This is a genomic window from Rhodococcus sp. ABRD24 (assembly GCF_004328705.1).
GTDB lineage: Bacteria > Actinomycetota > Actinomycetes > Mycobacteriales > Mycobacteriaceae > Prescottella.
On sequence record NZ_CP035319.1, the window covers coordinates 4,394,910 to 4,408,750 of the forward strand.

Below are 13,841 nucleotides of genomic sequence, written 5' to 3' on the forward strand. Positions count from 1 at the left end.
TGTCGACGAAATCGGACAGAGGGGGAGCACTGTGGCATCGGACTTCGATCAGGACCGGGACCTGCTGATTCGACTGTGGCGGTCCTGGGCCAAGCGGGCACGGGAACTGACCGACGAGCAGTGGATGACCGAGACCCGACTGCCGGGCTGGACAGTCCGCGACCTCTACGTCCACGTCACGCCCGACGTGATGATCGCGATGCTCGCGCAGCCCGCGGTCGACGGGGTCGCGGAGGTGACCAGCGCCGCGGAGATGCTCCGTGTCTTCAACGCCGAGACGGTCGCCGCCGAGACGCTGCACGCTCAGCTTGCCGAGCTGGTTCGAGAGGCCGCGGTCGACGTCAGCCGGGAGAGCCTGATCGAACGGTTCGACGTCGAACTGCCCGATGCCTTCGAGCGCCTCACCGGCCTGAGCCGCGACACCGTCATCGCGCACCCCATCCTGGGTTCGGTGGCGTTGGGCGCGTTCATGGACATGGCGATCCTCGAAGCGACCGTCCACCTACTCGACGTCGTTGACGCGGTCGGGGGATCGGCGCCGGAATCCGAAGCTCTCGAGCGCACCCGCGACGTGCTCGCGGCGGTACCGGATCCGCGGGCGTTCATCGAGGCGGCGTCGGGACGGTCGAAAGCCCAAGTGCTGCCGGTCATGCGGTGACGTCGCCGCTACCGTGACGGGATGAAGGCCGTCGGGATCGATCGCGCCGCCGAGGTGGGGTCAGCGGTTCCGTTGGGTACAAGGGTGCGGCAACCGGGACTCTCAGGGAAGACGTCGCCCAGTTGAAGGCGCTTGATGCCGCCGATCGACCTTGTCGAGCCGAGCGTGAGGGATGGATTCACCTCCCGGATGGCGCGCTGTCGTCGCTGGTGTGACGTGGGTTCATTGCGAAATCAGGTCGAATCGATTGACGGCGACAGGCAGTTTTGGTCGGGGTGGAACCGAACGCGAACCTAGTGCGTCTATTTGGGGTGGAGCAGTTCTGGATCTAGGGAGGGATGCCGGATGCGTTTGGGTGCTGCTGTCGGGTTGATCGGTGTGGGGCTGCTTCTGGCGGGATGCGGGTCGGGGGCTGTGTCAGGAACGCCTGATCCTGAAGGCCGGGCAGCAGGGGAGCCGGTGTTCAGTCCGTGTGATGACATTCCGGATGATGCGCTTCGGGAGATGGGTCTCGATCCGACGACCGAGTCGCCGGACATCATGGGCGTCAAGCAGCCGGGCTGGAAAATCTGCAAGTGGCAGGGGGCGGAGCCTGCTCTTAGTGTCTTTTCCACCACCTACACGATGGAAGATGTTCGATCCAACAAGAAGAACATTGAGTTCAATCCAGTGGAGTTCGACGGCAGAGCCGGGCTTATCTATCGCGAGACGACCGACACCAAGCGAAGAAGCTGCGACGTGGCGCTGGCGGCGAGCGGTGGTGCCGCCCTCATTTCGGTTTCGTACCTCGGCACCGATCCTGTAGCGGAGGATCCGTGTGCAGTTGCGAAGCGACGGACTGAGGGAATCGTGCAGTACATCCCAGAGTAGCGAGGAGTACGGATGACTGACAGGAGGGGGATTCGATGACTGAAGTCGCCGGCTGGAATCAACTAATTGGTGCCGTTGACTCAGGACACTTGTATTTGGAGCCCGAAGTTGCTCGCCGATGCGCGGAACGTTGCTCGGAGATGGTTGTCAAACTGAAGAACATGAGTCTCGAAGCGCAGGGCCTCGCAAAGCTTGACGGCTTCGGTGATCAGCTTCCCTCCGGGGTCGCACTAGCCTCGAAGTTTGAACGCAAGGCTACCGGTGGTGACTACTCGTTGGATCAGATCCTTAACGAACACATCGGTGTCATCGAGCAGATGCGCGCCGTCTTCGAGAAGATCGGTGCCCAGTACCAGGTAGCCGAAGCCTCCAACACACAAGCACTTTCGAACGTCGACGTGGGATTCTGAGCCGAATCATTTCGAGGGAGATGTGAGATGGGGTTGCCGAGTTTCGACGAGTTCACAGGCGCACTCGGGCGGTATGCGGAGCAGGTCACGGACGACGTGGTCGAGTTTGCACGCAATCCGGCGAACAAGATGGTCGACCTGGTCTCGGGCTACGACCTCGACGAACGGGACCGTGTCCGTGACGAGCAGGCAGCTGGCAACGCCGAGCGCTCCGACATCTACGGCCTGCAGGCCGGGCTTCGTGGCCAGTTCGGCGGCGCCTACGATCCGCCCGTCCTGACCTCGCCCGAAGCCTTCGAGTCGATGTCGCACGAGCAGATCAAGTCCGCAGTCGACGCCATGAGCGCCGAACCGCTCCGAGCCAGCGCCGAAGGCTGGACAAGGATCGGTGACTCACTCGAGCAGGCGCTCAACGAGTTCCGCGACTTCATCGGTACAACCATCGGTGACAACTGGAAGGGGATCGCCGCAGACAGGGCCAACCAGGCCACTGCACGTTATGCCGAGGAATCCACCCAGCTCGCCGCCGCCGGCAAGCTGGTCGGCACCAAGATCTCCGAAGCCGCGACCGGGGTATCCCAGGTGAAGGCCACCATGCCGCCCGTCGCAGAGCGGTCGATCCTCGAAACCGTCTTCGACGTCGTCGTACCCGTCTCGGGAATGTTCAAGCGACTCGCCCACGACCGCGACGAGGCCCACGACCAAGCCGTCCAGATCATGCGGACCGTGTACACCCCCGTCATGCAACAGGCCGACACCAATGTCCCGACCCTGCCCGCACCACCGCAGGTCACCAACGATGGTGTCGAACAGCCCTCGAATCGGCAGCCGGGCCTCGGCGCGCCCTCGGGCGGGCGTCTCGGCTCCCACGATCCCTATGCCCAGCCCGCAGCATCTTCGCCGCACCCAGGCACCCCGCTGCCCGGCGCGGATCAGCCAAGCGCGGGCGCACCCGGGGCAGACGCCCCACGTGTCAGTCCGTACGCCCCCGCCGCCGACAACGCGGCGAACGACGAAAGTCCCTTCACCTCGAACCCGAACACCACTGCCGCGCAGATTAACCCGGCCTCCGCGTGGACCGCACCCGCAGCTGCCGGAGCAACCGGCGACACCGCCCGCTTCGGGCAGCCCGGCTACAGCGGCACCGGTCTGGGCACGAGTACCGGATACGCGGGCGGAGGTCCGGGCGCAGGCGTCGGCGGCTCGGGAGCAGGAGGCGGATTCGGATCGGGCGGAATCCTCAGCGGCGGCTATGGTTCCGGCGCAGGTGGCGGTGGGGCAGGTGGCGGTGGGGCAGGAGGCGGTGGGGCAAGTGGCGGCGGTGGACCATCCGCGTCACCCGCCGGAGGTGCTGCGGGACAGGGCAATGCCGGTGCGGCAGCAGCCGCGAACGGCCGCACCGGCACCGCCGCGGTGGGCGGGATGGCGCCCGGTGCCGCGGCACGTGGCCGCGGTGACGACGACCAGGAACACAAGACCCCCGGCTACCTGATGAACGTCGACAACGGCAACGAACTCATCGGCAAGCTGCCGTTGGCAGCCCCGCCCGTGATCGGCACCTGACGGGACCTGCGAACCTAGCCCTTCACCGGCCCCACCCGCAGCACCTCGTCGAACTGGTCCCGCACATCGGCAATGTGCTTGTCGAGGTCCTTGACCTTCCAGCCCTTCGTACTGATCGGCTCGAGGACTTCGACGTACACGGTGCCGGGATGGGCGATGAAGGAGTTGCGCCACATCAGATCCCCGGCGTTGTGGATGACGATCGGCACGATCGGTACTTGCGCCTGCATCGCCAGGTGGAAGCCGCCCTTCTTGAACCGCCCCAGCCTCGGGGTGGGGGAGCGGGTGCCCTCCGGGGCGATCGCAATCGACGTCCCGCCGCGAAGCTTGTCCACCGCCGGCGCCAGGGCGGCTCGGGCCTTCACACTGTCCGCCCGGTCCACGTACGCGACGTCCAGCAGCATCCCGACGCCCGCGAATCGCGGATCGCGGGCGGCTTCCTTCTTCGCCACTCCCGTCGCGTCACGGCGAACCACCTTGCCCACTACCAGCAGGTCCAGTGAACTCTGGTGGTTGAACATGAACACCGCCGGACGTTCCCGCCACGCGTTGTCCTCACCGACGACCTTCACATCTATGCCGCAGATCGCCAGCGCCAGATCGGGTCCGATCGTGCCGACCACGTTCGCGGCGTTACGGCGGCTGCCGGTCAGCACACCGGCCGTCACCCCGAGGGCGGTCGCACCGACGAACGCACTCAGCGCGCCCGCGGTGCGCAGCGTGGCAATCGGCGTCGCACCCCGGGCCGGACGCGGCAGGTTCACCGACAGCCAGCCTTCGGTCCGCGCGATGCCCGCCAGCTTGCGGTCCGGGTTGAGCGCCACCGGCCGTCCCACCGACCCGAGCATCGGAACATCCTCGACGCCATTGGAGTACGCGAATGCCTCCGACAGCGGCGTGCCCACGTCGTGGGCGAACTCGTACAGTGCATCGGCCTTCGCGTCGCCCCACAGGGTGCGGGAGGCAAGCTTGCCGGTGAGCATCCCGTCGACCACCTCGGGCCGGGTGCACAGCACCTCCCCGATCCCGAGGTCCGCGGCGACCGCTTCCGCCTGATAGGTCGTCGCCGACGTCGCCATCACGATCCGGTGCCCGGCCTCGCGGTGCGCCTCGATGAGCCGCCGCACCTCCGGGAAGATCATGGAGCCGATCTCCTGCCGGAACAGCCGCTGCCCCCACTCGCGTAACTCGTCGTCCTGACGGCCGCGCAGCGCCTGCACAGCAATCTCCATCAGCCGGCCCACATCCGCGCCGCGGAACTGCGTGTCGAACGCTGCCCCGGTGGTGCGCAGCAACTCGGCGAGGCTGATGTCCATGTTGCGCAAGCGTTCCCGATACACCACGCTCGCGGTGTACCCGCTGATCAGCGTTCCGTCCAGGTCGAAGGCCGCCAGCGTGGTGGGCCCGGAGGGTGCGGCGGCAATCGCGTCGTACAGGTCCCTGACCTTGTTCATCGTCCCAAGCCCGCCGTCGGATCCGCAGGGAGGTCGAGAGAATCGGCGCCCTTCACCTGAGCCAGCTTGGCGTGCGCCAGATCCCGGATCTCGCGTACCCGGCGTACCAGTGTGCGCACCTCCTCGGCGAACTGGGCCCGACGCTGCGGCGTCTCCGGGTCGTCCGTCTCGATCAGCTGGCGGTTGCGCGCCAACTGCAGGGCGGTGGCGAACAGCTCGGACGAAATCGACTCGCTGCTCGAGATCTGCTGTCGCAGACGGCGCTGCTGCGCCAGGGCCAGACACTCGGTCACGAACGTCTTCTCGTCGAAGTCCTTGGCTACCGGCGCTTTCAGTAGGTGGTCGCCCACCACCTCGTAGGCCTCGAGGAAAGGCTGCAGCACGCGGTGGGCCAGGTAAGGCCGCACCTCGGCGAGGACGGACTCTCCGTGCCCAGGGTTGCTGAGGCCGCTCTCCCATGCCGGATCGATCAGACTCAGCTCCGATCGCAGCTCCTCGCGGAAGGTGGACTTGTCGCTGAAGAAGAACTCGAATTTGAGCAGATCCCGGATCCGTAGCGCCTCCGCCCACCCGTCGGCCAGCGGATTCTCGAACTCCTCGTCCACCGCCGCGCGCAGCACCATCTCGGCGATGGCACGGACCAGGAGGAAGTGAATGGTGTTGTTGCGGTAGAACGCTGCCACCAAGTGCTGGTCCTTGCCCAGGTAGTACACCCGTTCGTCGCCCTCGTCGAAGCGCCGCAGCACCCCCGAATCCAGGTGGGTGAACAGGGCCCTGCGGATCACCTGAGGATTGGTCAGGTCCACGTCGCCGGCAGTGGGCAGTTTGCGCTCGGTGATGTAGTCGACGAGGGGCCCGAGAATGAACGCGAGCTCGGGCACCGTCAACGCTCGATCCTCGATCCCGAGGAACGCGAGCATCACCAGCGAGGACGCGGTGATCGGGGTGACCTCGTTGATGCGGTGACTGACCTCGATGCCGGTCTTCTGGATCGCCAACCGCAGATCATCCTCCTGCGCAAGCGAATCCCGCAGCGACAGTGGCCGTCCGATCGTCACGTGCGCGACGCCGCGGCGCTGGCCCTGTGCGCGGACGTAGCCGATCATCCAGCGCAGACCCTCCTTCCGCTTCTCGGCTCCGTGCGCCTCCGCCGCCATCGCACTCACCTCGTACAACTGGTCGTACACCAGCGACACCGGCACGAGGTACACGTCGGAGACGTCGCTGGACTGGAACGCTTTCGCCAGATACGTCAGCAGCCCGTATCGCGGCGGGCGGAGCTTGCCCGTGCGGGACCGTCCGCCCTCGATGTACCACTCGAGGTTGAACCGCTTGGTCAGCAGGAATCGCATGTACTCGCGCAGCGTCCACTTGTAGACGTCGTCGCCGTCGAACCTGCGCCGGATGAACACCGTCCCGCTGCGTTTGCCGATCGGCCCCACCGGCCAGAAGCTGACGTTGAGCCCGCCCATCACGTGGTTGAGTGGTAGATCGTTCGCGAGCAGTGCGGGGCGGAGAACCAGCGGATCCAGATACGAGCGGTGACTCGGCAGGAAAACCAGCGAGTGTTCCCGGTTGAGTTCGCGCAGATCATCGAACCGGGTGGTGTCCACGTCCAGCCGGTAAGCGCGGGAGAAGTAGCGCCCCAATTGATCCCACACCGCGATCGCGCGCCGACTCTGCGCCGCGACCATCTCCTCGAGATCGGCGCGGGCGCGCCGGTCGACCTCCACCACGGTGAGGTTCAGTTTCGCGGCGAGGTCCTTGATTCCCGCGGTGAAGCGGCCGGTGTCGGTGATCTCCTCCACCACGAACCGCGACACCTTGTACTGGGTGCCGAGCAGTTGCCGCTCGGCACGTTCGAGCGCCAAGGCGGCCTGACGGCGGATGAATTCGGGCAGCGACCCGCCGCCACGTTCGGCGAGTCGATCGCTCAGTTCGCTGAGCGGTGCGGCGTCGCCCTCGATCACCAGACACCGGGCCGGATCGGTGCGCAGCACCCGACGCTGCGCATTCGGCCCGAGATGCAGCGGATCCCGGGCCGAGAGCACCTCCCGCAGCCGGTGCGTCCGGTGACCGTGAGTGTCCTCCGGCAGCCACACCACCCGCACCGGGGTGAGCATCGGATCGTCGACGCGTTGTGTCAGCGCGGCCAGCGACTGATCGGTGCAGGCGACGGTGATCGTCCGTTCGCCGCTGGCCGCCTCCCGGCGTTCGAACCACGCACGCAGCACCCCATTCTCGGTGTCCGTCATCGATTCGGTGAGGTAGATCCGCGGCCTGTCGTTTCCGTCACTCATCCCCGGCTCCTTCCGTCACCGTGCCCAGCGCAACCACCTCGTCGAGCCCCTCCTGCAGGCACCGCATGAACAGCGCCGGCTCGGTCACCGCGGCGGTGTCGAGGTTGACGCCGATGCAGCAGGTGCCCACGTGGGAGACCATCGTCGCCATCACCGCGCAGCCCGGCGCGGGCCCGAACGGGAACATCCGCTCGATCCGCGCCCCGGCCAGGTACACCGGCACCGGAACCCCGGCCACATTGGACGCCTGCATGTCCAGGCCCTTCGACTGCGACAGGTACCACGTGGCCAGCAGCCGGTTCGGCAGCCGGACCAGAAGCGGCGCGGCGGCCTCGACGATGTCCAGCGCCGGCTCCTCGCGCAGCGCCAGCACGATTGCCCGTACCTTCCGGATCCGCGCCGCAGGATTGACCTCGGTTGCCGGCCCCGCGAACCGTACCGCCGCAATTCGGTTGCCGCCGGACGGATCCGCGGCCGCGCGCATGCTGATCGGCATCCCCATCGGGATCTTGCCGATCGGCACGCCCAGCTCCTCGTGGTAGCGGCGGAACCCGCCCAGCAGCGCCGCGACATAGGCGTCATTGACGGAGCCACCCGCCGCATGTGCGGCCGCCTTCAGCTCGGGTAGTCCCACCTCGAGGATGCCGAACCAGCGGCCCAGACCACGCTCCCGCAGCAGCGGCGAACCCGTCGCCGGCGGCGGAGTGACCACCCGCAGCAGCGAACCGGCGTAGTCCAGGGCCTCACCGGCCGCATCGAACGGGCTCGTGACGGCGGCGACGGCCGTGCGGACGGTGCCGGACACGAGCCCGGCGATCCGCCGCGGCGTCCGGCGAATGCCGTCGAGCACCTCCTCGTAGAGCGCGGAGATGTCCGACAGGTGCTCCGGTGGTGCCGGTAACCGGTCGGGTTTGTTCGGGGTGGGTTCGGCGCGCCGGCTGTGCAGCAGCGCCATCATCTGGATGCCGCCCATGCCGTCGGTGATGCTGTGGTGCGTCTTGACCACATACACCGCCCGGCCGTCGTCGAGGCCCTCGATGAGCAACGCCATCCACGGCGGCCTGGCCTTGTCGAACGGCTCGGTGGCCAGATGCCGGCAGATCCGTAGCGCGTGGTCGAGATCTGCGGGCTCGGGCAGTCGCACGCGCCGCAGGTGGTAGTCCAGGTCGAACTCCGGGTCCACCGACCACATCGGATTGCCGAGCCCGAACGCCGGTTCCACGGCACGCATCCGGATGCGCGGAACGATGTGCGACGCCCACTCGTGTGCCTGCACCAGCCGCTCCCAGTCCGGTGCCCGATCGAGGACGTCGACCGCGACGATGGGGGTGCGCAGCTCCGGCTCTACCTCCTCCATCCGCCACATTCCGGTCTCGAAGTCCGACATGGTCCGGCTCTGCCCCCAGCCGACCGCGGAGAGGTCGACATCCACCGCACTCGGTGGAACGAAAGGTCGGCCGTCGGCCATGCGCACGCTCCTCGGATCCGATCGGTGTCTTAACACGAGTGTTGCCTCGACTTAAGCGTGTTGTCTTCACTTAAGTGTGGACCCGTCTGCGCACATGCGTCACGGGTTTCGTCACTTCGCATTCCGGGCATCGAACACGAGGCCGTACCGACGCGCGCGACTGCTCGTCCTCGGTTAGTCTCGGACGGACTTCGATCCTTACCCGGTGAAAGGATGCGGTCATTCCTCTCTACCAATTCCGATGTGCGCAGTGCGGCCCGTTCGACCGTTCCTTCTCGATGGCTTCCGTGCCCGACGCTGCCGCATGCCCCGATTGCGCCGCCGAGGCGCGCCGTCAGATCACCGCAAGCCGTCTCGGTCATGGCGCGTCCACGCCGATGCGACTACTCGACGCGACCGCCCGGTCCGCCAGCGAGCCCGGCGTCGTCTCCGGCCCCCGTCCGGGAGCTGCCCGTGCGGCACGGCCGGTCACCACCAATCCGCTGCACCGAAAGTTGCCCCGCCCCTGAGTCTTTGCCCCTCGCGTCGTGAAGGAGACTGGTATGCCCGAGTTGCTGTTCCCGCTGGATTCGAGCAAGAAATTCACCGAGCAGGAGAAGGTCGGCCACAACCGGTGGCATCCCGACATTCCCGCCGCGGTGACCGTCAAACCGGGTGATTCCTTTCGCGTGCACTGTCGCGAGTGGTTCGACGGCGCGATCCGCAACGACGACTCGGCCGACGACATCCTGAACGCGCCGCTGACGACGGTGCACACCCTCTCCGGCCCGTTCGCGATCGAGGGGGCGAGGCCCGGCGATCTGCTGATCGTCGACATCCTCGACATCGGGCCCATTCCGCAGGAGGATTCGGGCCCGCTCGCCGGCCAGGGCTGGGGCTACACCGGCATCTTCCCGACCCACAACGGTGGCGGCTTTCTCACCGAGCAGTTCCCCGACGCCTACAAGGCGGTGTGGGACTTCTCGGGGCAGACCGCGACGTCGCGGCACGTGCCGCACGTCAAGTTCACCGGAATCGTGCACCCCGGACTGATGGGCACCGCCCCGTCGCACGACCTGCTCGGCAGGTGGAACACCCGTGAAGCGGCGCTCATCGCGACCGATCCGGACCGGGTGCCGCCGCTGGCGCTGCCGCCCGAGCCGCGCGACGCAATTCTCGGCACCCTCTCCGGCGCCGACTTCGACCGTGTCGCCGCCGAGGCCGCCCGCACCGCACCGCCACGGGAGAACGGCGGTAACCAGGACATCAAGAACCTCACCAAGGGCAGCCGCATCTTCTATCCGGTGTTCGTCGACGGCGCCAAGCTGTCGGTGGGGGACCTGCACTTCTCGCAGGGCGACGGCGAGATCACCTTCTGCGGCGCGATCGAGATGGGCGGATTCATCGATCTGCGTGTCGATCTGATCAAGGGCGGAATGGAGACCTACGGCGTCTCGGAGAACGCGATCTTCATGCCGGGCAACACCGATCCGCAGTACTCCGAGTGGCTCGCGTTCTCCGGCACGTCTGTGACACTCGACGGCGAGCAGCGTTACCTCGACTCGCACCTGGCGTACCAGCGGGCGTGCCTGCACGCGATCGACTACCTCACGAAGTTCGGCTACAGCCCCGAGCAGGCGTACCTGTTGCTGGGGGCCGCTCCGATCGAGGGACGACTGTCCGGCGTCGTCGACATCCCGAACTCGTGCGCAACGGTGTACCTGCCGACCGCGATCTTCGACTTCCCGATAGCGCCGACGGCGGACGGGCCGGCGCGCATCGACCCGGGCATCGGGGCGCCGCGCTCGACGCGGTAGCCGCCAGTCAGCTGCCGAAGGTGACGCGGACGGCGTCGACCAGCTTCGCCTTTCCGGTGCGGTACGCCGCGCGGAAGCCGTCGATGTCGTCGGTGCCGTCCGCCACCTGTGCGGTGAGGAAGTCGAACAGGGCCCCCGCCGGATCGAGGACGGCGGTGGGTGCGAGGATGCGTAGTTCGTTGACCATTCCGTCGAGATCGACGATGCCCTCCGCGAGCGTGCGCAGAATGGGATCCTCTGAGGCCAAAGCTTTTTCGAGATCGCTGTCGGCGAGCACCGCCTGGTCCACCTCGACGAAGCTGTTGTGCACGGCGTCGGCTGCGCCCAGGTATCGGACGTAGATCTCACGCAGTTCGGGCTGCCAGGACGCGATGTCGACCGAGCGGGGCCGACGAGTTCCGATCCGCACCGCCAGCGCGCCGAGGAGCAATCCGATGGCCATCGCGGCGGGGACGGCCCACCAGGGCGCGGTCGTGGAGGTCAGCAGTTCCGGCAGCGTGTCCACGCGCGGATGCTATCAGTGCGCAGCGTTCCTGACCCCGGGGTCAAATTGCACTCGAGTCCAAAAAAGTAGCGACTGATAGGTTTCTCATGTTCGGAGCCTGACTGCAACCGAAATCCTGCACGGCCACTGAACTCGTTACTCAATCGTAATGATCAATCCGTAACGACCTGCTCTTTATCACGTTAGCGTCGTTTCAATCGCAGAGCGCGATCGAAGCGTTACGTGATGTGACCATGATCATTTTCCTTGCTGCGGGGAACGCACACCCGTTCCACGGAGCGAGAACAGGGCCGTCGGGGAGAAAGGGGCGCCGTATCGTGAGCGCTTCGTCGAGCTGCATCGAGGACTATGTCGCCGCCATGTTCTCGTACGAATTCCTGGACGGCGGAGTCGACTACGACTGCCTCGAGCGAATTCACCGTGGTGCTGTGGACGAGTGGGTCTCGGCTGTGGCCGGGTCTGGTCTGTTCACCAACTCCCAAGTCAGCCGCATCGACGGACACTGGCGACACGAGCCGAAGTCCCTGCTCGCAGCCCTGCTCTCCGAGGCCGACGAGATGACTGTCAAGCGCTGCGAGATGACCTGGTCCGCGCTCGACCGCCTGGCGCCACCCGCCGGGCAGCGCGAGCTCGTCGCGCTCAGCGGAGGTGGCTACACCAATATGGTGGTCTCGGCATCCACGACGATCGCCTGATCATCGGTCAGCGCCCGGAACTTCACCCCCGCCGCGTGGCATGCCGCGATCATTCGTGCGGCTTCGTTGTCGGGGTCCAGCGAGCTCGACCAGTGCGGCACGATCGTGAAGTCGACCAGGCCGAGCCCGTCCCACCGCGCCGACACCCCGCACGTCGGGGCTACTTCGGCGGGATCGTCGGCGAACTCGACTCCGGTCAATGACGGCGCCATCACGCATGCGCCCGCGCTGTAGCCGGCATAGGCGAGTTCGTCGCGTCGTAGTAGATCGGTGAGAACCGCGTCCGCCCCGCTGCGGGCGAACTGCGCACGCAGTACAAACGTGTTGCCACCGCGTACCCACACCCCACCGAATCCGGTGAGCGTCCGCTTCAACGCGTCCGGTCGCCCCACGAAGTCACGAAGGTCCACCTCGGTGGGTGTGAAACCCAGCCGGCGCAGGGGCGCCACATCGCTCATCACTGCCGACTCCCGGGCGCGCGCGGGCCATGCGTCGGCGGCGTTGGCGATTACGGCGATCGGGCCGGGGTTTCCGGTGAGCGCCAGGAATCGGTCGACGTGCGCGCCGAAGCGGTACGACGAGAGGAACAGTCGCACGCGGCCTCAGATGGTGTAGGCGAGATTGTCGACGATCCGCCGGCCCACCTCGACGTCGCCGCCCAGTTCGAATTCCGCAGTGTGCTCGGCTGCGGTGACGCGACCCGTGGCGAGCCGGGTGAACAGCCGCGAATCCATCGCGATGGTCGACGTCGCCGGACCGGCGAGCTCCGGCACCACCGCGGCACGGCCGTCCACCGCGACGTGCATTGTGCGGGCGAGCGGGCCGGACAGCTCGAAGGTGACGCGGGCGCCCTCCGGTGCGCGGCCGAGCTTGCCGACGATGAATCCGAGTGCCCCGGCAATCTCGCCGAACGCCAGCTCGCCGCGCGCACCACCCTCGTCCCCGGCGGGTGCGCCCAGTGCATCGCGGATGTCGTGCTCGTGAATCCAGCAGTCGAACAAGCGAATCCGCATGAACCGGCCGTAGGTCGACGGTCCTGCCGGGGTGATCGAGGGGGCGTCGAAGTCGTCCTGGGTCATTGCGCTCAGGGCCTCGCGTCGCTGCGCGATCGTCGCGCGGAACAGCTCCAGGATCTGGGCGCCGGTGTGCGCCCGCAGCCCCTCGACCCAGCGCTCGTTGAGCGCGGCGATCTCGTTTCGCACGTGCGGCAGCGCATGCACGTCGATCGCCGTGTCCGGTGGATTCTTCCCGGACAGAAAAGATTCCGTCCCGATCAGGTGTGAGGTGATGTCGCGAACGGTCCAGCCGGGCAGCGAGCTAGGTGTGATCCAGGCGTCGCCTTCGACCGTCGCGAGCAGGTCGTCGAGCGCGTCCCACTGCGCGAACAGTGCGTCGACCAGTGGTGCCTTGGGGAACTCGCTCATGCTTCTTGCTCCGATTCCAGTCGGGAGAGGTCTACTACCTCACCGCGGTTGATGCTCTGCCAGTCCCGGCCCTGAACGTACGGCGTCAGGGCCTCGCCGATCGCTGCGGTGTCCGCCGGGCCCTTGACGCGCTGGATCTCGTACACGCGGGGGAACTCGAGCATCTCGGTCACGAGGTTCCACAGTCGCACGGCGGCCGCACCCTGGGGTGGATCGACCAGGACGGGCCCGAACAGCGCAGTGCCCTGCACGAACAGCGTCGGGACCCCGAAGCCGCCCGCCGTGGTGACGCGATCATGGTCGGCACGGACCTCGTCGTGCGTCGACGGATCGGCCAGAGCAGCGTCGAGCAGGGAGGCGTCCAGCCCCAGTTGGACGAGCAGCTCCCGCGCCACCTCCGGATCGTGCGGCTTGCCCCCCTCGACGTGGAGGAGATGGCCGGTAGCGGCGTACCAGCGATCGAGCAGGTCCATGCTCTCGCGGCGCAGTAGTGCGCCGATTCGCATCAGTGACCATCCATACGACCAGTCGCGCTCCCATGGATGCTTCTGGTCGTCACGGCGATTGATCTCCTCGAGGCTGAAGAAGCGCCATGCGATGTCGATACCGGTTTCGGCGCGGACATGCCGAATCCAGCGCGAGGTGTGGAAAGCGAACGGGCACATCGGGTCGAAGTGGAAGTCCACCGATGTGATTGC

The 13,841-nt window shown here is 66.9% G+C and carries 14 protein-coding genes; 7 read left to right on the forward strand and 7 right to left on the reverse strand.

Going from position 1 to position 13,841, the window contains the following annotated elements; all coding sequences use genetic code 11:
- Positions 1-31: 31 nt before the first annotated feature.
- The 4 genes from ERC79_RS19565 (at position 32) to ERC79_RS23785 (ending at position 3,501) form a co-directional block, all read left to right on the forward strand.
- Positions 32-658: a maleylpyruvate isomerase N-terminal domain-containing protein gene (locus ERC79_RS19565; protein WP_131580053.1), complete on the forward strand. Its 627-nt coding sequence runs from the start codon at positions 32-34 to the stop codon at positions 656-658.
- Between the two features lie 345 nt (positions 659-1,003).
- Positions 1,004-1,528, forward strand: a complete 525-nt coding sequence (locus ERC79_RS19570; protein ID WP_131580054.1) for a DUF3558 domain-containing protein — start codon at positions 1,004-1,006, stop codon at positions 1,526-1,528.
- A gap of 35 nt (positions 1,529-1,563) precedes the next feature.
- On the forward strand, positions 1,564-1,938 hold the full coding sequence (locus ERC79_RS19575; protein WP_131580055.1) for a hypothetical protein: 375 nt from the start codon (positions 1,564-1,566) through the stop codon (positions 1,936-1,938).
- A 27-nt stretch (positions 1,939-1,965) separates the two neighbouring features.
- On the forward strand, positions 1,966-3,501 hold the full coding sequence (locus ERC79_RS23785; RefSeq protein WP_165497177.1) for a PPE domain-containing protein: 1,536 nt from the start codon (positions 1,966-1,968) through the stop codon (positions 3,499-3,501).
- A 14-nt stretch (positions 3,502-3,515) separates the two neighbouring features.
- Here the strand turns inward: ERC79_RS23785 and ERC79_RS19590 are convergent, their stop codons facing one another.
- Genes ERC79_RS19590 through ERC79_RS19600 form a run of 3 tightly spaced genes read right to left on the reverse strand, consistent with a single transcriptional unit; the run spans position 3,516 to position 8,723 of the window.
- Positions 3,516-4,955: an HAD-IB family hydrolase gene (locus tag ERC79_RS19590; RefSeq protein WP_131580056.1), complete on the reverse strand. Its 1,440-nt coding sequence runs from the start codon at positions 4,953-4,955 to the stop codon at positions 3,516-3,518.
- Positions 4,952-7,255, reverse strand: a complete 2,304-nt coding sequence (locus ERC79_RS19595; RefSeq protein WP_131580057.1) for a glycerol-3-phosphate 1-O-acyltransferase — start codon at positions 7,253-7,255, stop codon at positions 4,952-4,954. Before ERC79_RS19595 ends, ERC79_RS19590 begins: the two co-directional genes overlap by 4 nt.
- Positions 7,248-8,723: a wax ester/triacylglycerol synthase domain-containing protein gene (locus tag ERC79_RS19600; RefSeq protein ID WP_131580058.1), complete on the reverse strand. Its 1,476-nt coding sequence runs from the start codon at positions 8,721-8,723 to the stop codon at positions 7,248-7,250. The genes ERC79_RS19595 and ERC79_RS19600 overlap by 8 nt, the downstream gene beginning before the upstream one ends.
- A gap of 278 nt (positions 8,724-9,001) precedes the next feature.
- Here ERC79_RS19600 and ERC79_RS19605 point away from each other — a divergent pair, with 278 nt between their 5' ends.
- Both ERC79_RS19605 and fmdA read left to right on the forward strand, forming a co-directional pair.
- On the forward strand, positions 9,002-9,232 hold the full coding sequence (locus ERC79_RS19605; protein ID WP_242676650.1) for a zinc ribbon domain-containing protein: 231 nt from the start codon (positions 9,002-9,004) through the stop codon (positions 9,230-9,232).
- A 33-nt stretch (positions 9,233-9,265) separates the two neighbouring features.
- Positions 9,266-10,519, forward strand: coding sequence for a formamidase (gene fmdA / locus ERC79_RS19610; RefSeq protein WP_131580060.1), 1,254 nt, complete (start codon positions 9,266-9,268; stop codon positions 10,517-10,519).
- Positions 10,520-10,526: 7 nt separating this feature from the next.
- Here fmdA and ERC79_RS19615 read toward each other — a convergent pair whose 3' ends face one another.
- Positions 10,527-11,024, reverse strand: a complete 498-nt coding sequence (locus tag ERC79_RS19615; RefSeq protein WP_131580061.1) for a hypothetical protein — start codon at positions 11,022-11,024, stop codon at positions 10,527-10,529.
- 359 nt (positions 11,025-11,383) lie between these two features.
- Between ERC79_RS19615 and ERC79_RS19620 the strand changes: the two genes are divergently transcribed.
- On the forward strand, positions 11,384-11,719 hold the full coding sequence (locus ERC79_RS19620) for a hypothetical protein (RefSeq protein WP_131581352.1): 336 nt from the start codon (positions 11,384-11,386) through the stop codon (positions 11,717-11,719).
- On the opposite strand, the gene ERC79_RS19625 is transcribed toward ERC79_RS19620, so the two are convergent.
- From ERC79_RS19625 to ERC79_RS19635, 3 genes are read right to left on the reverse strand one after another with little or no spacing between them, the layout of a single operon-like run.
- Positions 11,677-12,315, reverse strand: coding sequence for a Type 1 glutamine amidotransferase-like domain-containing protein (locus ERC79_RS19625; RefSeq protein WP_131580062.1), 639 nt, complete (start codon positions 12,313-12,315; stop codon positions 11,677-11,679). The genes ERC79_RS19620 and ERC79_RS19625 overlap by 43 nt on opposite strands.
- Positions 12,316-12,321: 6 nt before the next feature.
- Complete coding sequence (locus tag ERC79_RS19630) at positions 12,322-13,143, reverse strand: maleylpyruvate isomerase family mycothiol-dependent enzyme (RefSeq protein ID WP_131580063.1); 822 nt, start codon at positions 13,141-13,143, stop codon at positions 12,322-12,324.
- Positions 13,140-13,838 (reverse strand): DsbA family protein, encoded by a 699-nt coding sequence (locus ERC79_RS19635; protein WP_131581354.1) that lies wholly within the window; start codon positions 13,836-13,838, stop codon positions 13,140-13,142. Before ERC79_RS19635 ends, ERC79_RS19630 begins: the two co-directional genes overlap by 4 nt.
- Between the last annotated feature and the right edge of the window lie 3 nt (positions 13,839-13,841).